20 protein-coding genes are annotated in these 19955 nt (G+C 39.8%); 16 read left to right on the top strand and 4 right to left on the bottom strand.

Annotation, left to right across the window (positions count from 1 at the left end; all coding sequences use genetic code 11):
* Positions 1 to 27 precede the first annotated feature (27 nt).
* On the top strand, positions 28 to 390 hold the full coding sequence (locus FGM01_RS07770; RefSeq protein WP_143410606.1) for a CoA-binding protein: 363 nt from the start codon (positions 28 to 30) through the stop codon (positions 388 to 390).
* On the opposite strand, the gene FGM01_RS07765 is transcribed toward FGM01_RS07770, so the two are convergent.
* Positions 361 to 1806 carry a sodium:solute symporter gene (locus FGM01_RS07765; protein ID WP_143410605.1) on the bottom strand — a complete coding sequence of 482 codons (1446 nt, stop codon included), beginning with the start codon at positions 1804 to 1806 and terminating at the stop codon, positions 361 to 363. The genes FGM01_RS07770 and FGM01_RS07765 overlap by 30 nt on opposite strands.
* A 77-nt stretch (positions 1807 to 1883) precedes the next feature.
* On the opposite strand from FGM01_RS07765, the gene recR reads away from it, so the two are divergent.
* Entirely contained in the window at positions 1884 to 2501 is a 618-nt protein-coding gene (gene recR / locus FGM01_RS07760; RefSeq protein ID WP_143410604.1) for a recombination mediator RecR, read from the top strand.
* Positions 2502 to 2717: 216 nt separating this feature from the next.
* Positions 2718 to 4052, top strand: coding sequence for a dihydrolipoamide acetyltransferase family protein (locus FGM01_RS07755; protein WP_143410602.1), 1335 nt, complete (start codon positions 2718 to 2720; stop codon positions 4050 to 4052).
* A gap of 51 nt (positions 4053 to 4103) precedes the next feature.
* On the opposite strand, the gene FGM01_RS07750 is transcribed toward FGM01_RS07755, so the two are convergent.
* Complete coding sequence (locus FGM01_RS07750; RefSeq protein WP_166435203.1) at positions 4104 to 4532, bottom strand: BLUF domain-containing protein; 429 nt, start codon at positions 4530 to 4532, stop codon at positions 4104 to 4106.
* A gap of 168 nt (positions 4533 to 4700) precedes the next feature.
* Here FGM01_RS07750 and FGM01_RS07745 point away from each other — a divergent pair, with 168 nt between their 5' ends.
* The 13 genes from FGM01_RS07745 to FGM01_RS07685 all read left to right on the top strand — a co-directional run bounded on the left by FGM01_RS07745 (position 4701) and on the right by FGM01_RS07685 (position 14565).
* Entirely contained in the window at positions 4701 to 5477 is a 777-nt protein-coding gene (locus FGM01_RS07745; protein ID WP_143410598.1) for a 3'-5' exonuclease, read from the top strand.
* The gene (locus tag FGM01_RS07740; protein ID WP_143410596.1) at positions 5478 to 6416 is read left to right on the top strand and encodes a carboxypeptidase-like regulatory domain-containing protein; all 939 of its coding nucleotides are present in this window, start codon (positions 5478 to 5480) and stop codon (positions 6414 to 6416) included.
* 143 nt (positions 6417 to 6559) lie between these two features.
* A complete protein-coding gene (locus FGM01_RS07735) occupies positions 6560 to 7174 on the top strand; it encodes a fumarylacetoacetate hydrolase family protein (protein WP_143410595.1) in 615 nt (204 codons plus the stop codon).
* Positions 7175 to 7182: 8 nt separating this feature from the next.
* Positions 7183 to 7524: an Hpt domain-containing protein gene (locus tag FGM01_RS07730; RefSeq protein WP_143410593.1), complete on the top strand. Its 342-nt coding sequence runs from the start codon at positions 7183 to 7185 to the stop codon at positions 7522 to 7524.
* Positions 7521 to 8780 (top strand): competence/damage-inducible protein A, encoded by a 1260-nt coding sequence (locus tag FGM01_RS07725; RefSeq protein ID WP_143410591.1) that lies wholly within the window; start codon positions 7521 to 7523, stop codon positions 8778 to 8780. Before FGM01_RS07730 ends, FGM01_RS07725 begins: the two co-directional genes overlap by 4 nt.
* 228 nt (positions 8781 to 9008) lie before the next feature.
* Positions 9009 to 9248, top strand: a complete 240-nt coding sequence (gene rpmB / locus FGM01_RS07720) for a 50S ribosomal protein L28 (protein ID WP_143410590.1) — start codon at positions 9009 to 9011, stop codon at positions 9246 to 9248.
* A 29-nt stretch (positions 9249 to 9277) separates the two neighbouring features.
* The gene (rpmG, locus tag FGM01_RS07715; protein WP_057480125.1) at positions 9278 to 9460 is read left to right on the top strand and encodes a 50S ribosomal protein L33; all 183 of its coding nucleotides are present in this window, start codon (positions 9278 to 9280) and stop codon (positions 9458 to 9460) included.
* 7 nt (positions 9461 to 9467) lie between these two features.
* Positions 9468 to 9617: a DUF4295 domain-containing protein gene (locus tag FGM01_RS07710; protein ID WP_143410588.1), complete on the top strand. Its 150-nt coding sequence runs from the start codon at positions 9468 to 9470 to the stop codon at positions 9615 to 9617.
* A gap of 139 nt (positions 9618 to 9756) precedes the next feature.
* Positions 9757 to 10710 (top strand): signal recognition particle-docking protein FtsY, encoded by a 954-nt coding sequence (gene ftsY, locus FGM01_RS07705; protein ID WP_143410587.1) that lies wholly within the window; start codon positions 9757 to 9759, stop codon positions 10708 to 10710.
* Positions 10711 to 10714: 4 nt separating this feature from the next.
* On the top strand, positions 10715 to 12349 hold the full coding sequence (locus tag FGM01_RS07700) for an amidase family protein (RefSeq protein WP_143410585.1): 1635 nt from the start codon (positions 10715 to 10717) through the stop codon (positions 12347 to 12349).
* Positions 12342 to 12626, top strand: a complete 285-nt coding sequence (locus FGM01_RS07695) for a hypothetical protein (protein ID WP_143410584.1) — start codon at positions 12342 to 12344, stop codon at positions 12624 to 12626. Before FGM01_RS07700 ends, FGM01_RS07695 begins: the two co-directional genes overlap by 8 nt.
* A 107-nt stretch (positions 12627 to 12733) precedes the next feature.
* Positions 12734 to 14086 carry a 30S ribosomal protein S12 methylthiotransferase RimO gene (gene rimO / locus FGM01_RS07690; RefSeq protein ID WP_143410582.1) on the top strand — a complete coding sequence of 451 codons (1353 nt, stop codon included), beginning with the start codon at positions 12734 to 12736 and terminating at the stop codon, positions 14084 to 14086.
* A gap of 59 nt (positions 14087 to 14145) precedes the next feature.
* A complete protein-coding gene (locus FGM01_RS07685; protein WP_143410580.1) occupies positions 14146 to 14565 on the top strand; it encodes a hypothetical protein in 420 nt (139 codons plus the stop codon).
* Between the two features lie 57 nt (positions 14566 to 14622).
* On the opposite strand, the gene FGM01_RS07680 is transcribed toward FGM01_RS07685, so the two are convergent.
* Complete coding sequence (locus FGM01_RS07680) at positions 14623 to 17451, bottom strand: M16 family metallopeptidase (protein ID WP_143410578.1); 2829 nt, start codon at positions 17449 to 17451, stop codon at positions 14623 to 14625.
* Positions 17452 to 17462: 11 nt separating this feature from the next.
* Positions 17463 to 19952 (bottom strand): M14 family metallopeptidase, encoded by a 2490-nt coding sequence (locus tag FGM01_RS07675; RefSeq protein WP_143410576.1) that lies wholly within the window; start codon positions 19950 to 19952, stop codon positions 17463 to 17465.
* Positions 19953 to 19955 lie beyond the last annotated feature (3 nt).

The raw sequence follows: 19955 nt of genomic DNA, 5'->3' as shown, positions 1-19955 counted from the left end.
TACACCAATTTTTCATTAACTTTGAATATGAAGAAAAAAACCCTGGTTCTTGGAGCCTCTTTAAAGACATCACGATACTCAAATCTTGCCATTAACCGACTGGTAAAAAATGGTCAGCCAACGGTTGCTATAGGTCTGAAAAAAGGCATGGTGGACGGCGTTGAAATTAAAAATGAAAAATATCCTTTTGAAGATATCAACACTATTACGCTCTATCTAAATGCTAAAAGACAGCAGGAATATTATGACTATATAATTTCTTTAAATCCTGAAAGGGTCATTTTTAATCCCGGGACAGAAAATCCTGAGCTCTACAAACTGCTTCAGAAAAATGGAATAGACTATGAGAATGCCTGTACTTTAGTTATGCTTTCTTCTCAGCAGTATTAGACCGGTAAAAGTTAGAAATCCATTTAATATCAGGATAAAGAATCCAAATTCAAAACCAAACCATACCAGGCTGTTAATGCTTATAATATAAGATAAAACCGGTGCAGCGATTGCGACTATTGGTACCAGCTTATCTTTTACTTTCCATTTGGTAAATAATCCAAAGGCATAAAGGCCCAGCAGCGGTCCATAGGTATAGCCTGCAAATTGGAACAGTTTATTGATAACACTTTTGTCTGCAATGGCATATTTAAAGATAAGCATCACAACTATTAATAATATGGAGATAGCAATGTGTATTTGCTTCCTGATCCTTACCTGCTTTTTCTCATCATATTTCTTTTCAATACCCAGAATATCGATACTAAATGAAGTAGTAAGGGCTGTAAGCGCGCTATCAGCGCTGGAATAGGCGGCGGCGATCAATCCCAGGATAAAAAATATAGCAACGCCTATTCCCAGATTTCCACTCGTGGCGATCGCCGGGAACAAGTCATCTTTCGACTCGGCAATACCGTTGATATCGGCATAATCTGTTAATAATACTCCTAAGGTTAGAAACAGAAAATTTACAAATACGAGGACAATAGTGAACCAGAAAACGTTTTTTTGCGCATCCTTCAGACTACGGCAGGTGAGGTTTTTCTGCATCATATCCTGGTCAAGACCTGTCATCACGATGGCAATAAAAGCTCCGGAAAGGAACTGTTTCACAAAATGATCCTTGCTTTTCCAGTCTTCAAAAAAGAATATTTTAGAATGATCACTTTCGGCCAGGTAACCCATCAGGTTGTTTAAGGAAAGACCCAGGTCTTCAGAAATAAAGTAAATAGTGATTCCTAAAGCCAGCAGCATGAAAAATGTCTGCAGGGTATCGGTCCAGACGATTGTCTTGATTCCGCTTCTAAAGGTATAAAGCCAGATTAGTAAGATGGTAATGGAAACCGTGACATAATAAGGCACACCCAGGCTGTCGAAAACTATAAGCTGAAGTACATTTGCTACGAGGAAGAGTCTGAAACTGGCTCCAACTACCCGGGAAAGTAGGAAAAAAGAAGCTCCTGTCTTATAAGAAGCATTTCCAAACCTGGTTTCCAGATAGGTATAGATGGAGGTCAGGTTCATTTTATAATACAGCGGGAGCAAAACCTGACCTATTACTGCATATCCAACGGTATAACCAAGAACTACCTGAAAATAACTAAAGGAATCTGCTTCTACGGTTCCGGGAATAGATATAAATGTGATTCCGCTTAGTGAAGCTCCAATCATTCCAAAGGCGACAAGATACCATGGAGCCTGTTTATTTGCTTTAAAAAATTCAGCATTACTTCCACCGCGCCCGGTGAAGTATGATATTAAAATTAGTACCGCAAAATAGGCGGCTATGAGAATGAGTACCTGGTAAGGTTGCATAGTAAGTAGTTCTGCGGGGCAATTTACAAATTAAGCTTTAAGTAATTTCATCCGCTTAAAAAATCATAAATTCGCATATGGATTTTTCTTCAAAATTACTGGAGCAGGCCGTAGATGAGATGTCTCAATTGCCGGGAATAGGAAAACGAACGGCTTTAAGACTGGTGCTGCATCTTTTAAAACAGCCAAAAGAGCAGACTAGTCAGCTGGCCGGCGCTTTGCAAAACTTAAGAGAGAATATAAAGCTTTGTGGCAATTGCTTTAACATCAGCGATACCGAGCTTTGCGAAATCTGTGCGAATCCTTCACGGGCTTCAGAAATTGTATGTGTGGTAGAGGATATCCGGGATGTAATGGCCATAGAAAACACGGGGCAGTATAGAGGACATTATCATGTTTTGGGAGGAAAAATCAGTCCTATGGATGGGGTTGGACCATCGCAGTTAACAATAAAACCCCTGATAGAAAAGGTTCAGGCCGGCAAGATCGAAGAAATTATTTTTGCGCTAAGCAGTACCCTGGAAGGCGATACTACCAATTTCTACATTTTCAAGCAGCTTGAGGGAACGGGAATTAAAACATCCACTATTGCCCGTGGAATTTCTGTGGGAGATGAACTCGAATATGCAGATGAGGTTACTCTTGGCAGAAGTATAACCAACAGGATCCCATTTGAAAATTCCATGAAGGGTTAACTTCTTATCCTGATATATTTCATCATATCCTTTAAAAATTTCCGAAACTTTTTCGTTTCCGTATCTATAATTGTAATTTTAGCAGGAATTTAGCCTCAATTATTCACTGTAATAAATTCAGTAAAATTCAATTTTATTGGTTTTTTAGTATTTAATAAGTGGTTTTTTGATTAAATTCGCAAATCAAATAACAAAAATCGCATCTGATTTAACAATATGGCAAAATTTGAATTGAAATTACCCAAGATGGGTGAAAGTGTTGCAGAAGCAACAATTACCAGCTGGCTTAAAGATGTAGGGGATACTATTGAAATGGATGAGCCAGTACTTGAAATAGCTACAGATAAAGTAGACAGTGAAGTGCCGAGTGAAGTAGACGGTAAACTTGTCGAAAAACTATTTGAGGCAGATGATGTGGTAAAAGTAGGTCAAACAATTGCTATTATAGAAACTGAGGGTGACGTTGAGGATACTCCAGGGGATGCTTCAGAAGAAGTTGGAGAAGAAGCCCCGGCGGCAGCTGCTGAAGTTGAAAAAACCATGGAAGATGCCAGGGAAACAATTTCTGGTACATCTACAGAGGATTATTCAGATTCCTCAAGATTCTACTCCCCGCTGGTGAAAAATATCGCCAAAGAGGAAAATATCTCTCTCGAAGAATTAGAGAAAATAGAAGGAACAGGAAAAGAAGGCCGCGTTACAAAAAATGATATTCTAGGTTATATTGAGAACAGAGAAGGTAAGTCTGAAAAAACTCCATCTTCTAATGGAAAGTCTATAGATACCAGGGCATTGGAAACAGGGGTTTCTAAAAAACCTGAACCTGTTGCAAGTGGTGAAGACGAGATCATAGAAATGAGCCGCATGGGTAAAATGATCGCCCATCATATGGTGGAGAGTGTTCAGAAATCTGCACACGTACAATCATTTATCGAAGTTGATGTTACCAATATCTGGAATTGGAGAAATAAACATAAGAACGAATTTCAGAAAAAAGAAGGTGAGAAGCTCACCTTTACTCCAATCTTTATGGAGGCCGTGGCGAAAGCGATCAGAGATTTCCCAATGATCAATATTTCGGTAAATGAAGATGCTACCAAGATTATAAAAAAGAAAAATATCAATTTAGGAATGGCTGCAGCACTTCCTGATGGTAATCTTATTGTGCCGGTGATAAAGAATGCCGACAGGTTAAATCTTGTGGGAATGGCTAAGGCGGTAAATGACCTTGCCGATCGTGCCAGACGAAATAAATTAAAGCCAGACGATATCCAGGGTGGAACTTATACGGTAACCAACGTGGGTACCTTTGGAAGTATCATGGGAACACCTATTATAAATCAGCCACAGGTGGCGATCCTTGCCCTTGGTGCCATAAGAAAGGTGCCTGCGGTGATCGAGACACCAGATGGAGACTTTATAGGCATCAGATATAAAATGTTCCTGTCTCATAGTTATGATCATAGGGTTGTGAATGGTGCCCTGGGTGGACAATTTGTGCAAAGGGTAGCGCAATATCTCGAGGATTTTGATAAGAACCGTGAGATCTAAGAAAATATAGATTTAAAGAAAAAAAGCTGTGAAATTATTCACAGCTTTTTTTTATAGGTTATTTACAAAAGAATTAAGTAGCTGCATTGCCGGGGAATTCATTTTGTCACCGGTTTGATTAAATACTTCATCTCTTTGAAGTCTTCGGTATCCAAGGAGATCTTCTGCCTGGTCTTCATCAACTTTCCTGAAAGCCATAGACCAGTTGGAGAATTGGCGTTGAGTTATATGATCTGAAGCCAGTTCGACCACCTCATAATGCCTGGGATCTTTTTTTATCTTACCAAATAATTTGTCTATTTTATCAGGTTCCCCTTCGATATATTGAATAAAATGACCTTTATATGAAATCAACAGGCCGGTAATATTTCTTTCGGTATTTTTTTTTCTGCAGTTGGTCAATAAACTTTCCAGGTTTGCATCGTTTAAAATATGTGCTTGCCGGCTTATATAGGAAATATACTTCAACACTGTTTTCACTATTGTTTAAGTTCTAAATATATAAAATGATTTTTACGAAATGATATTTTGTCGCTAACATGCTGATTTGCTAAGTTTTTTATTAATAATCGATATTCAAATTGCTTAAACACTGCCGCTTTTCTGCCTTATAATTATATTATATTTGCCCTGAAATAATTTAAACGCATGGAATTAAAACTAAGCAGACCTATTTGTTTTTTTGACCTTGAAACTACCGGAACGAATATTTCCAAGGATAGAATCGTAGAAATTGCCGTACTCAAAATTTTTCCAAAAGGAAATAAAGAAAGCCATACCTGGCTGGTAAATCCGGAAAGGGAGATTCCTGCTGAGGTTATCGCCATTCATGGTATTTCTAATGAAAAGGTAGCCAATGAGCCAACCTTTAAGGAGCTGGCTTCCAAAATCCATGATCTTATTAAAGGTTGTGATCTGGGAGGTTACAATTCTAATCGTTTTGATATCCCCTTGCTGGTGGAAGAGCTGCTCAGGGCAGGTATAGATTTTGAAATGAAGAACGTGGTGGCAGTAGATGTGCAGACCATTTTCCATAAAAAAGAGCAGCGTACTCTTTCTGCGGCATACCAGTTTTACTGCGGAAAGGATCTTACCGATGCCCATAGCGCAGAAGCAGATACCGAAGCTACCTACGAGGTGTTAAAATCTCAGCTGGACAAATATGATGACCTGGAAAATGATATGAAGTGGCTGGCCGATTTTAGCTCCCGCAAGAAATTTGCAGATTTTGCAGGTTTTATTAGTTATGATAAAAAAGGGAAAGAGGTTTTCGCGTTTGGGAAGTATAAAGGAAAATATGTGGAGCAGGTGCTGGAAGATGAGCCCGGATATTTTGGATGGATGCAAAATGCAGATTTTCCATTATATACCAAGAAAGTACTTACTGCTATTAAACTTCGTAAACTAAATAATAAACTTTCTTAATTGAGGTTTTTTCATCAGCTTATACTTATTGTATTCTGTGTTCAGCTATTGCAGGCTCAGAACACAATTATAAAAGGTAGGGTGGTAGATGAAAATTCAGAGCCTTTGCCATATGCGCATTTATTATTTCAGAATTATGCGATTGGGACTACTTCTAATGCTGAAGGATATTTTGCCTTCAGCATTCCGGATAGTCTCAGGAATGAAAAGGTGAGAGTGAGTTATGTAGGCTTTCATTCCAGGATCGCCAGCGTAGAAGATCTTGCCGGGAGGGATGTTAAGTTATTTCCTAAAAATGAAGGCCTGGATGAGATTCTTCTGAAACAAATCCTGAAAAACAAAAGTTTTACTTATCGACCGGAATGGAGAAATGGAGCTATAGGCTTTGGGAATCTTAATGCCGGTCAGTATCCTTCGCAGATTGCTGTTTTTTATCCTAAACCCGGTAGATTTAATGCATCCTGTTTTTTGGAGGAAGTGGAGGTGTATTTCTTTAAGACGACCGAGCAATGGCAGCGACCTTCAAAATTCAGATTGCACTTATATGATGTGGATGAAAATGGACAACCAGGAGAGGATCTCCTGAAGAATTTGATCATTAAAAGAGACCCCGGAGAATCCAGTATCGTTGTCGAACTGCTTAAAGAAAAGATCAGTATCCCTGAAGATGGGATCTTTATAGGGGTTGAACATTTGTTCATCAGGGAAAATCAATTTACCGAAACCAGGAATTACTATATCAATGATAGCCTGGTAGCGCAGGATTTTGAACTTGTGAAATATGCACCTGTATTTAAGGGTGTGCTAAGGGATGAAGCTGAAGATGCCTGGTTCTACGGTCCTTTAGGTTGGGAAAAGATCTCTGAACTGGAATTATCACACGAAGCTTTTGATTCTAAAATTCCCCTGCCGGATTTTAAGGTAAAGATGACAGACTAAAAGCAATCCATTTAAAATAGTATAAAAATCAGCTTTAATCCGCCGTATTTCCTGGGCTTTAAAATCCTTTAAATTTCTATATTTGAAACCCAATGTGACCTTGGGTCCCGAATTTAATTTTCAATTCTATATTCCAGTATCAGATGAAGATCATTTGCGTAGGCAGAAATTATACAGATCATATAGCAGAGTTGCATAATGAGAAACCTGAGGAACCGGTTTTATTTCAAAAACCGGATACTTCCATTTTGCTAAAAAAACAACCTTTCTTTATCCCTGATTTTTCTGAAGAGGTGCATTATGAGGTGGAGGTTCTGGTAAAGATCAAAAAGATCGGAAAACATATACAGGCAAAATTCGCGCATAAATATTATGATGAGGTAGGACTGGGTATTGATTTTACAGCTCGTGATCTTCAGCAAAAATTAAAGGATAAAGGCCTGCCCTGGGAAAAATCAAAAGCATTTGATGGCGCCGCTGTAATTTCTGATAGTTGGTTGGATAAGAGTGGATTAGGAGACCTGGATGATTTAAAGTTCAGGTTAGAGAGAAACGAAGAGGTTGTACAGGAAGCTTCTACCTCTCATATGTTGTGGAAGATTGATGAATTAATTGCTTATATTTCGACGTATTTCACCCTGAAAATAGGAGATATCATTTTTACGGGAACTCCCGCGGGTGTTGGAAAAGTGCTTCCAGACGACCGTCTTACCGGTTACCTGGAAGGACATAAAATGTTTTCAATAAGAGTAAAATAAGGATCTTAATGAGTAATTATAATCTAGACGAAGTCAAAGAAATGGCCGGGGGTGACGAGGATTTTATGTTAGTAGTTGTACAAACCTTTCTTGAAGAAATTCCGCCAGATGTCGAGGCGATGAATGAAGCTATTAGTAACGATAATCCTTCGCTGGCATATCAATTTGCTCATAAGATGAAACCGAACCTGCAATTATTCGGATTAAATTTAATGGACCAGATCCTTGCTATTGAAGCATGGTCTAAGAACGGTAAAGGTAAAGATAAGGTGCCGGAGGCTGCAGAAACTATTTCCAGAAAAGTTGAAGTAGCATCAGCAGCATTAAAACGAGATTTCAATTTAGAATGACAGCCGAGATAATCACGATCGGGGATGAGATTCTCATCGGTCAGATTGTGGATACCAATTCTGCTTACATCTCCAAAGAGCTCAATAAGATAGGTGTAAGCGTTCATCAGATCACCTCTATTCAGGATGAACGGGAACATATACTCCAGACGTTAACGGAAGCTTCCCAAAGAGCCGATATCATTATTATAACCGGGGGACTGGGTCCTACGAAAGATGATATTACCAAGAAATGCCTGTGTGAATTTTTTGACGATAAACTCGTGCGAAATGACAAGGTTCTCAGGCATATTGAGGAACTTTTTGAAAAATATATAGACACTCCCATTTCAGATCTCAATCGGGATCAGGCCTTATTGCCTTCAAAAGCTACGGCCCTGCATAATGAATATGGTACCGCCGCGGGGATGTGGTTTGAAGATCAAGGTAAAGTATTTGTATCTATGCCAGGAGTACCCTACGAAATGCGGGTACTCATGGAAAGAGAAGTGATCCCGGGATTGATGAGAACTTTCTCGAGACCGGTTATCATCCATCGTACAGTCATCACTTACGGACTGGGAGAAAGTGCCATCGCCGAAAAGATAGAATCCTGGGAAGATAATCTGCCTGCTGAAATCAAGCTTGCCTACCTGCCTAATTTAGGAAGGGTAAGACTTAGGTTGAGTGCAAGAGGGGTAGATGAGAACTACCTTAATAAACTGCTGGACACCCAGATTGATTTACTTCACGAAATTATTGGTGATATAATTTTTGGCCTGGAAGACGATGATTCCCTGGAAGTGGTAATAAGCAAGTTGCTGGTGCAAAAAGAATGGACCTTATCCACTGCCGAGAGTTGCACCGGTGGAAGACTCGCTTCAAATTTCACCAGGGAACCCGGTTCCTCAGCGTCTTTTAAGGGAAGTGTAGTGTGTTATTCCACAACTTCGAAAACAGAACTTCTGGATATCCCTGAAGAAATTATAAAAAAATATTCTGTGGTAAGTGCCCAGGTTGCTAAAGCCATGGCAACAGGCGCACGAAACAAATTTCATACAGATTTTGCCATTTCTACCACCGGTAATGCCGGCCCAACCAAAGGTGATAGTGATGCCGACCTGGGTGTCGTTTTCATAGGGATCGCTACGCCGAAAGGAGTAGAGGCCTATGAATTTAATTTTGGGAATCACCGGGAGAAAGTGATCGGTAAATCGGTGAATAAAGCTATGCAATTAATCCAGGAAAGCATTCTTAAAATTGGTGAAGAAAATTAATTTTTAAGGTAGTTAACCTGAAAATTAAAATATTAGCCTTGTTTTCTCTTGATTTATATGTATTAAAAATCTTATTTTTGCAGGCTGAATAGCGCTGCCATAGTAGCTAAACGAGAATTCAGAAATATTGTTTTAGAGCTAAAATATTTTTTTTGAATTAGTTGTCGGTTAGGTAAAAAAATCGTTAATTTGCAGCCTGTTTTGAAATAACGAGAAAAGTATAGAGCAATGTCAAGAGTTTGTGAACTTACCGGGAAAAAAGCTATGGTTGGGAATAATGTTTCTCACGCCATGAATAAGACTAAACGTAAATTTAACGCCAACCTAGTTAAAAAACGTTTCTTTATTCCTGAAGAAGATAGATGGGTAACACTTAAAGTGTGTACATCTGCATTAAAAGATATCAATAAAAAAGGCATTTCTGCCGTAATTAAGGAAGCTAAAGCAAAAGGATTTCTTCAGAAATAATCCTTAGCAGCACCTAAAAATATTTCACAATGGCAAAGAAAGGTAACAGAGTTCAGGTAATTCTAGAATGTACAGAGCACAAAGCAACTGGACAACCAGGTACTTCAAGATATATTACAACTAAAAATAAGAAGAATACACCGGATAGAATGGAGTTGAAAAAGTTCAACCCTATTCTTAAGAAAATGACGGTTCATAAAGAAATAAAATAATTGAGTCATGGCAAAGAAATCAGTAGCATCTATTCAAACAGGATCTAAAAGATTAACCAAAGCGATTAAAATGGTTAAATCTGAGAAAACCGGTGCCTACACATTTGTAGAAGCAATCATGGCTCCGGAAGACGTAAACGACTTTTTGAAAAAGTAAGGATCGTTCACAAACGATTTTAAATAATCTTTAAAAGCCGTCCTGGATTTAATCTGGACGGCTTTTTCTTTTTATGTATATTTATTGCCGCAATATCAGAGGCTTTTAGCCTTTTTTAGTTTTAAACCTGCCAAATAAAATGAGTTTATTTAAAAAGATATTTTCAAAGGAGAAAAAGGAAAACCTGGACAAGGGATTGGAAAAAACAAAGTCCAGCTTCTTTGATAAAATGAGTAAGGCCGTAGCCGGAAAAGCCAAGGTAGATGAAGAAGTTCTTGATGACCTTGAAGATGTACTGGTAAGCAGTGATGTGGGAGTTGCTACCACAGTAAAGATCATTAACCGGATTGAGGAAAGAGTAGCGCGGGACAAATATCTTGGGACAGACGAGCTTAATAAAATTCTTCGTGAGGAGATCGCAGCTTTACTTTCTGAAACCAACACCGGCGAAGATGCCGATATCCATGTGCCGGAAAACACCAAACCTTATGTGATCATGGTGGTTGGTGTGAACGGAGTAGGGAAAACTACCACTATTGGTAAACTGGCTCATCAATTTAAAAGTAAAGGCCAGAAAGTGGTTCTCGGGGCAGCCGATACCTTCAGAGCTGCTGCGATAGATCAGTTGCAGATATGGGCAGACCGTACAGGCGTTCCTATCATAAAACAAAAAATGGGAAGTGATCCTGCATCTGTAGCTTTTGATACCGTACAAAGTGCGGTAAAAATGAATGCTGATGTGGTTCTTATTGATACTGCAGGAAGACTTCATAATAAGGTAAACCTTATGAAGGAGCTTACCAAGGTGAAAAGGGTAATGCAGAAGACCATTCCAGACGCTCCACACGAGGTTCTTCTGGTTTTGGATGGTTCTACCGGCCAGAATGCGTTTGAGCAGGCTAAGCAGTTCACCGCAGCTACCGAAGTTACTTCCCTGGCCGTTACCAAACTTGATGGTACCGCTAAAGGAGGGGTGGTAATTGGGATAAGTGATCAATTTAAAATTCCTGTAAAGTATATTGGCGTTGGAGAAGGGATTGAGGACCTGCAGGTATTCAATAAATACGAATTTGTAGACTCTTTCTTTAAATAGCCACATGAAAAAAACTTTACTTCTTCTCGCTGCAGTTGTTTTATTCAGCTGTAAAAATGAAAAATCTGATAATATTGCTGAAACTGCTGAGGTTGAGTCTGATTCAACCAATGCAGAAGAGATAGAGTTCAAACAGGTGGATTCAAAGATGATCAACAACGATAGTCTGTGGAAACCATTTGAAGCAGATCTTTCAGAATTTTCAACTGAGGTTTATGAAGAAGTAAAAGCCCTGGTTTTTGAAAAATCCATTCCCGAAATTCAGGAAGCCATCGCTAGTGATAAGCTAACTTATGAGGAATTAGCTCTTTTCTATCTCACCAGGATCAGGGAATACGACAGGGAAAATGAATTATCTTTAAATTCTGTCATCTCATTAAATCCAGATCTTATTAACGAAGCTCGTGAAAAAGATGGGCAAAAAGGAAAAACTGAAAATCATCATCCTATTTTCGGGATCCCGGTGCTTTTAAAGGATAATATCAATACCGTTGCAGTACCTACAACCGCAGGTGCGGTTGCGCTAAAGGATAATAAGACCGAAGATGCTTTTATCGTAGAGCGTTTAAAAGAGAACGGTGCTCTTATCCTGGGGAAAGCGAATCTTAGTGAGTGGGCTAATTTCTTTTGCGAGGGCTGTCCAAACGGTTTTTCAACCATGGGAGGGCAGACTTTAAATCCTTACGGAAGAAAAATTCATGATACCGGCGGGTCAAGCTCTGGAAGCGGGGTAGCGGTTGCCGCAAATCTTGCTCCCGTAGCAGTTGGATCTGAAACTTCAGGCTCGATATTATCTCCTTCAAGTTCAAATTCTGTGGTAGGTTTAAAACCAACTATCGGGGTTTTAAGCAGGGGAGGGATCGTACCAATCTCCAGTACTTTAGACACTCCGGGTCCAATCACCAGATCTGTGATAGATAACGCGATCCTGCTGGATGCAATGACAGGAGTAGACAAGGCAGATCCAGCATCTGCTAGTGCAGGAAAACAAAAAACTGTTTATTACGCAAATCTTGAAAAAGGTAATTTAAAGGGAAAGCGTTTTGGCTCAATAAAGTCTTTAATGGAAGACACTCTTTATGTTAGAGCGATCAACGATCTTAGAAATGCGGGAGCTAAAATTGTTGAATTCGAGGCTGAAGAAATTGATCTTCCAAACTTTCTTAGATTACTCAACCTGGATATGAAAAAAGACCTCCCGACTTATTTAAAGAATTATGGGGGAGATGTTGCTTATAAAAATGTTCAGGACGTTGTAGCTTATAATGAAAAGGATTCCGTGAATCGCGCTCCTTACGGACAGGCACTTTTTATTGGGATCATAAACGATTCGGCTACCGAAAAGGAATTTGCAGCCATCAAGGATACGCTGAAAAATAATGGTACCAGGTTCTTCGAAAAACCTATGCAAGAACATAACCTGGATGCGGTTCTTTCGATCAATAATTACCATGCCGGTTATGCTGCGGTGGCGAAATATCCTGCTATAACCGTACCTATGGGATATACTGCTGAAAACAGACCTAAAGGATTGACCTTTATTGGAAAGCCTTTTTCTGAAGAGCAATTGCTTCAATTCGCTTATATTTTCGAAAACACCACTAAAAGAAGAAAAACACCAGAAAATTATAATGAGTAGTAATTCCCAAAGATATCTCGTTCTAATCTCAAAGATCATTTTCTTCTATAGCATATTCTATGTGATCATGAAGATAGTCGCCATGTTCCAGGGTGCCTGGATGATCCCGAACCTTATTTTATCCCTGCCATACCTTGTTTTTGCTGTGGTTGGCGGTATTATGGTAAAAAGAAACTCCTACCACTGGGCCTATGTTATTGCCGGTGCGATCCTTATTAGTATAGTACGTTACTATGAACAGGAGTGGATGCTTCAGCTGCACGAATATTTCTCTTAATATCTTCAATGTAAAGACTTTCAGGTATATCTAATTTTAGATTGTATCTTTGCACCCGCTTTGGACATTCCTTCGGAAATGATCAGGGCTAAAAAGTATATAATTTTATGAGGACGAAGTCACTAAAAAAGAACAGGATCAACGTGGTAACCCTTGGTTGTAGTAAGAATGTTTACGATTCCGAGGTTTTGATGGGTCAGCTAAAGGCCAATGATAAAGACGTTGTACATGAAGAGGACGGAAATATTGTAGTGATAAATACCTGCGGATTTATTGATAATGCCAAGGAGCAATCTGTAAATACCATTCTTGAATTCGTTGAAAAGAAGCAACAGGGAGATGTAGATAAGGTTTTTGTGACCGGTTGTTTGAGCGAACGATATAAGCCAGACCTGCAAAAAGAGATCCCGGATGTAGACCAGTATTTTGGTACTACAGAATTACCCGGACTTCTTGCGGCCCTGGAAGCAGATTACAAGCATGAGCTGATTGGGGAGCGTATGACCACGACTCCAAAGAACTACGCTTATTTGAAGATCGCTGAAGGTTGTGACCGTCCATGTTCATTTTGTGCGATCCCGTTAATGCGTGGAGGGCATAAATCCACGCCGATCGAAAACCTGGTGACCGAAGCTGAGAAGCTTGCGGCTAATGGGGTAAAAGAATTGATATTGATCGCCCAGGATCTTACCTATTATGGTCTCGACCTATATAAAAAGCGTAACCTCGCCGAATTGCTTGAAAACCTGGTAAAGGTTGAAGGTATAGAATGGATAAGATTGCATTACGCCTTTCCAACCGGTTTCCCAATGGATGTTTTGGAAGTGATGAAACGTGAACCAAAGGTTTGTAATTACCTTGATATACCGCTTCAGCATATTTCAGATGATCTTCTGAAGTCTATGCGTCGTGGAACCACTCATGAAAAAACTACCAAACTTCTGAAGGAATTCAGAAAGACAGTACCGGAAATGGCGATTAGAACCACTCTCATTGTTGGTTATCCTGGTGAGACCGAAGAACATTTTCAGGAATTAAAAGAATGGGTTAAGGAGATGCGTTTTGAGCGCCTTGGTTGTTTTACCTATTCCCATGAGGAGAATACCCATGCTTATAATCTTGAGGACAATGTGCCACAGGATGTGAAGCAGGAAAGAGCTAATGAAATCATGGAAATCCAGTCTCAGATCTCCTGGGAACTTAATCAGCAGAAAATAGGGGAGACCTTTAAAGTAGTTATTGATAGAAAAGAAGGTAACTACTTTGTTGGACGTACCGAATTTGATTCACCAGATGTGGATAATGAGGTGTTGATCGATGCTACCTCAGTTTATCTAAAGACAGGTGACTACTACGAAGTAAAGATCACCGAAGCTGCAGATTTTGACCTTTATGGGGAGCCATTAAATGTAACTGCTGAAAAACCTAAACGTAAGGAGCTAAAGATCAAGACGGTTTAAGTATTCCTGTAATTTCTATATTTTATTATTTTAGAACCCTGTTTTGAGATTCTATAATAATGCAAAGAATAAATAGAAAACTGGGTTTTTTTAAACGCCATCACTTTACTCTTTTTGGATTTTTCTGGTTAGTGTTAGGTGTATTCTATTTCTTATTGAATTTAGGCGGAGATGAAAGCCTGAGTTTTAACTGGATCATAGGTATTGCTTATTTGGTAGTTGGACTGTTATACTTATTTCAGGCATACCGGTCCAGAAATAAAGATGCCGAATATATTGAATGGAACCATGAGAAATTAAATTACAAGCCCAACATGGGAAAAGTGCATTCCTATAAGCTAGAGAGTTTGATAAATATTACGGTTTCTAAAAATAACCTTATTATCAAAGCGCCAGGTGCTCAGGGAACAATGGCGCCTTTAAAGGGCTACTCTAAAGATGATATTTCTAAATTAAGGGGAGCATTTCAGGATCATTGATCTGAAAAAAAAAGGCGGGAAATTGATTTCCCGCCTTTTTTATTTATCACGCCACTTTTAGTTACTCGAATTTTCCTCATTCAAAAGTATCGGTTTTCCATAACCCAATTCTTCAAGCCTGTCTAGCTGAGTTTCGGCATCACCAACAATCAGATAGTACATCCGGTCTGGATCTACATATTTTTTCGCCAGGTCCTGTATATCTAAAACATTTAATTCCTCAACTTTTTGCTCTCGTTCCTTTATGTAATCATAATTATAGCCATAATCGCTTATCTCGCGAAGCATATTAAGTTTTGCGCCAAGAGTTTCAAATCTTCTGGCGTTGCTCTTTATCATGTAACTTTTAGTTACCTCAAGATCTTTCTCGTCAAAGGTCGTAGCATAGTCTTTTACGATGTCTCTAACCAGTTCTGCTGCTTCATAGGTAATATTAGTTCTTACTCCGCTGGTGATCATAAAAGGTCCAATATAAGATCTGTCTGTAAACCTGGATCTTATCCCGTAAGTATATCCCTTTCCTTCTCTTAGTTCCTGGGTAAGTCTCGAAGCGAAGCTGCCCCCACCTAAACGGTAGTTCATTACTTCTGCCGGGTAGAAATCTTCATTTTTTGCTGATAGTGAAGGAGCTCCAAAAGCAAAGACAGATTGTTTCGCTCCGGGAACATCATAAAAGTATACCCTGGATTTCTCTGGAAGTTCAAATTCCGGGATCTCCGGGAATTTGATATTCCTTGGAGCCCAGTTAGCCGAAATTGCCTTTACCGAATTCACCGCTTCAGATTTATTTACCGCACCCACAGCCAGAAAAGTAGCGGCCAATGGGGATAAGTTCTCTTCATAATAATTCTTTAGATCCTCTATACTCAGACCTCTCACAGTTTCAGGAGTTCCCAATTGATTGTAGGAGAGAATGCTGTTCTCGCCATAAATAAGTTTTTTAAATTCATTTTGAGCGATGGCATTTGGATCACCCTTTTCTTCCTGAAGCTCGCTTAAAATTTGTTGTTTAAGTAATTCAAATTCCTTTTCATCCCATCTTGGTTCAAGCAGGATCTCCTTAACCAGATTCATGGTTTCTGCATAGTTTTTAGCGAGGGTATTTCCCGATATAGTGATCTTTTCCTCACCGGCATTTACATAGATCTCGGCACCTAGTAATTCGATGGCCTCTTCCAGTTCTGCCGGGGTTCTTTTAGCGGTTCCTTTAGTCATCATGCTGGCGAGCATATTTGAAACTCCTGCTTTATCGCGGTTTTCCAATAGTTGACCACCTTTCATTTCCAGGCTGAATCTTACAACCGGCACTTCGTTGTTGGTAATTCCCATTACCTGCATTCCCGATGGCATTCTTGCATCCCAAATCTCGGGAATATTCAATTCTGGTTTTCCATGATATGGAGGCTCTATACTTCTATCAAAACTCGAGGGAGTCTTTTTGTAACTCACGTTTTGATTAGGGTCAAAATCTTCTTCGGCGCCTTCCACGATCTTTTCTTCAACAACTTCAGCTTTTTGAGAATTTTCGAGGGCCAGGCTTATATCTCCCTTCGGAACAAAGCTTGTTGCGACATAATTTTTGTCTTTTATATATTTCCTGAACACCCGCAGCACGTCGTCTGCAGTAACTGCCAGCATTTTATCGACCTCTTTATTGATGAAATTTGGATCTTTAGCGAAGATCTCATACTGGGCTAGCTGAAAACCCTTTCCAAGAACACTGGAGATAGAATTATAGAAATTTGTTTCCAGTCCCGCCTTGATCCTCTTAAGATCTCTCTGCGGGATTCCATTTTTCTCAAACTCAGAGAAAGTTTTCTCGATAGCTATTTTCACCGAATCCAGGTCCTTGCCCTCGTAGGCTCTAACCTGAAGCATCAATTGTCCGGCCAGCTCAGAGGTATAATTGAACATGGCTACATTGCCGCTTAGCTTTTTTTTCTCTACCAGTTTTTTATACAGTGGTGCATTCTTGCCGTCACCAAGATAATTGGCAAGGATCTCCAAAGCGAATGAATCTTTGTGGTAAGAATAGACCGAAGGCCAGGTGAGCGTCAATTCCGGTAGTTTAGCAAAGTTATCTTCGTGATAAAGGTTTTTAGATTCCTGAAGATTTACTGGTTGCTTTTCAAGTTCCTGCACTTCCGGGCCCTGAGGTATCTCATCAAAATACTTGTGAACCCATTCCTTTGCCTGCTCTTTATCAAAATCTCCAGAGATCGTCAGGATGACATTATTGGGAACATACCACCGGTTATAAAATTCCTTGACATCCTGTAAGGTAGCATTCTGCAGATCTTCAAGGCTGCCAATTACCTGCCAGTTGTAAGGATGGTCTTCAGGATAAAGATTGCGGTCTACCACATAAAATGTATGTCCGTATGGACGATTATCCACTCCCTGGCGTTTTTCATTTTTAACTACTTGCTTTTCCTTCGCCAGCACCGGCTCGGTTACGGTATTGATGAAGAAACCAAGTTTATCGGCTTCGGCCCAGATCATTTTTTCCAGGGCATCACTCGGGACGGTTTGAAAATAATTGGTTCTGTCTCTACTGGTAGAACCGTTAGCGCCAGATCCTCCTATGCGGGCACTTAGCTTGTCCAGACCTCCTTTACCCAGGTTTTCAGATTCAAGAAATAAGAGATGTTCGAACAGGTGCGCAAAACCTGTTCTTCCTTCTTTTTCCCTTGCAGAACCTACATGAGCTGTAAGCGCTACCGCAACCACAGGGTCTGATCTATCCTGGTGCAGGATCACTATTAAACCGTTCTCCAGGTTAAAAGTTTCAAAATCTACTGAAAACTTTTCTGTATTTGTTTGGCTGCTAACCGTACTAACGGTAAGCACCATGAGTATATATATTATAGATCTTATTGATTTCATTGTTTTTGTTATTAATAGTCCTTAACAGTATTGTTTGTAAAGAAAAGAGCATTAACGAAGAAAAGTTTCCCATTTTCCCAGAATGCCCTGAAAAGTGGATTATCAACCATATAGATAATACTTCCGCTACCCATTGACACTTCACCGAAGACCAGTGAATTATTTAGATTCTTAACGGCTTCGCTACCGGCAAATCCAGAAACCACTTCAGCATCCTTAATATATGAGACATTGTATCCTTCTTCAAGCAGGTCGTAACTGCTGTTGCTTACTTTTAAGGTGAAATAGGTATCATCATATCCAAAAGCCAGCGGATGTGTATGGTCAACCTGAGTCTTAATAATACTACCCGTAATAAGGTTTTTGATGCTTTCCCGTTCTCTTTCTGCATAAGGAATAAGGTTGGTTTTTTTGGCGGTAGAATCTTTTAAACTATCCCTTTTATCTTTTATTTTAAAACCCGCTTTGTCTTTGAAGGATCCCACCGCACTACCAATGGCAATAAGTTTTCCTCCGCTACTTACCCAGGTCTTGATTTTTTCCAGGGTTTTCTTGTCCATAAAATCCTTATACCATCCTTCGGGCATGATCAAAACATCAAAGTCTGAAAGATCTACCCTCTCAAAATAATCAGTATGTAAAGGGGTTACGGGGTAGTTTAGATCCTGCTCCATGAAATACCAGATCTCACCAAAATTAAGTGACGATACTTCCTTTCCTTTCAACAAACCAATTCGTTGTTGGTTTATGATCTTGATATCAGATGAGCCAAAATCTGGCCCGCTACCGGCAAAACTGGTCTCGGCAGTTAATAACTGACGCTCGTATTCATTGGCGATCGCCACCACCTTTGCATGGAAATTATCTAAATTTTGATTGTCACTTTTTGTAATGATCAGGCTTCCGGGAGCAAATTTTTTGCCGTTGCTTTCAAAAGGCACCTCGCTAACTCGAACTTTGATCTCACTTTTTAAAAGTTCAGCAAGAAATTGCGCATCCTGCATGCTGTTCCATTTGGTAATATAACCGGCGGCTCTGGGATTAGCTTTATTATCAATACTGGCAGTTGCATTTTCGGCTGTACCACTAAGTAGTTTATTGCTCGCAACAGCATCCAATCCGTAGGCGTATGGAAGGCTCCATGCGGTTATATCATAGGTAAGTGAATCAACAAGCCTGGTTTGTGGCTCAAATAATACTTTGACCATCTTCCCTTTAGGCTGATCTGTAGATACGATCATAGTACCGGTGCCAGCAGGTAAGCTGCCGGCACCCTTGTTTTGATAATTGTATCCATTAATTTTTTCTGATCTCACCTTTGAGTAAGTGATCTCATGGCGGTCTAGTAATTCTTGAAGGGTTCTAAGTTTATCCGGATTGCCTTTTAAAGCATAGCTTTTATATTGAAAATCTCCACCCTCGAAATAATTCTGAAATTCCTGGTTTAATTCTGAAGCATTCCTGCTAGCTACTTCGACGGTAGATATTCCGGTAGTAAAGTGATGTTCTACCCGGTCTTTCAAAGTGAGTACGAATCCTTCATCTGTCTGGATACCTAAACCAGCACGACCATGACCGGCCTGCTCATAGGTCATCCCGATAGAACCCATATAAGTTGGGTAAGTGTCCCCATAACTTGGGTATAGGAGATCAAAGCGCTCTCCGGTAAAATACAGCCAGCCTTCTTCATCGAAGTATTTCGCATGATTTTTCCCGATCCTAGTTTGGAAGTCCCTCTGAAAAGGAGTGATCACCTCATGGAAAGGTTCTGCCGCCGGGGCAAAATAATAAGGGTCATTAATACCCTGTTCATGAAAGTCCACATGTATATGAGGTAACCATTGATTGTAAATTTTAAGCCGTTCCCGTGTTTCTATCTGGGTTGCCCATGCCCAATCCCGGTTAAGGTCAAAAAGATAATGATTAGGTCGTCCCCCGGGCCATGGCTCATGGTGTTCAGAAGCTTCCTGGCTAATATTATAAGGCTCTGCTTTCACCTGGTTGTACCAGTTGGCATACCTGTCTCTACCGTCTGGGTTAACGCACGGATCTATTATGACGACTGTATTTTTTAGATAGTCTTCTTTTTCGGTAATAAGGTGGTATAAAGTTTTCATGGATGCCTCGGTACTGGAAGCTTCATTTCCATGAACATTATAGCTAAGCCAAACTATCGCCATATCTGAATTGGTACTGGTATCACCAATACCTGCTTTTTGCAAATGTGCCTGCCGAATTTCATCAATTCTGCCCATATTCTCTTCTGAAGTGATCACCGCATAGGTAAGTGGTCTTCGCTCGTTGGTTTTGCCATAAGTATAGTATTGTACCAGCGCTGAATTTTGAGCGACATGTTCAAAATAGTTTACCACATCTGCATGTCTCGAGAACTGACTTCCAAGCTCATAGCCCAAAAATTCTGAGGGACTTTTAATTTGCTGTGCGATTATAGATTGAAGAGCTAGAAACAGGAAAATAATGAGGTTAAGCGGTTGTTTCATGTA

This window comes from Christiangramia sabulilitoris (assembly GCF_007050985.1).
In the GTDB taxonomy this organism is placed as follows: Bacteria; Bacteroidota; Bacteroidia; order Flavobacteriales; family Flavobacteriaceae; genus Christiangramia; species Christiangramia sabulilitoris.
The sequence above is the reverse complement of the archived record's forward strand: the minus strand, read 5'-3'. Positions and strand labels throughout refer to the sequence as shown.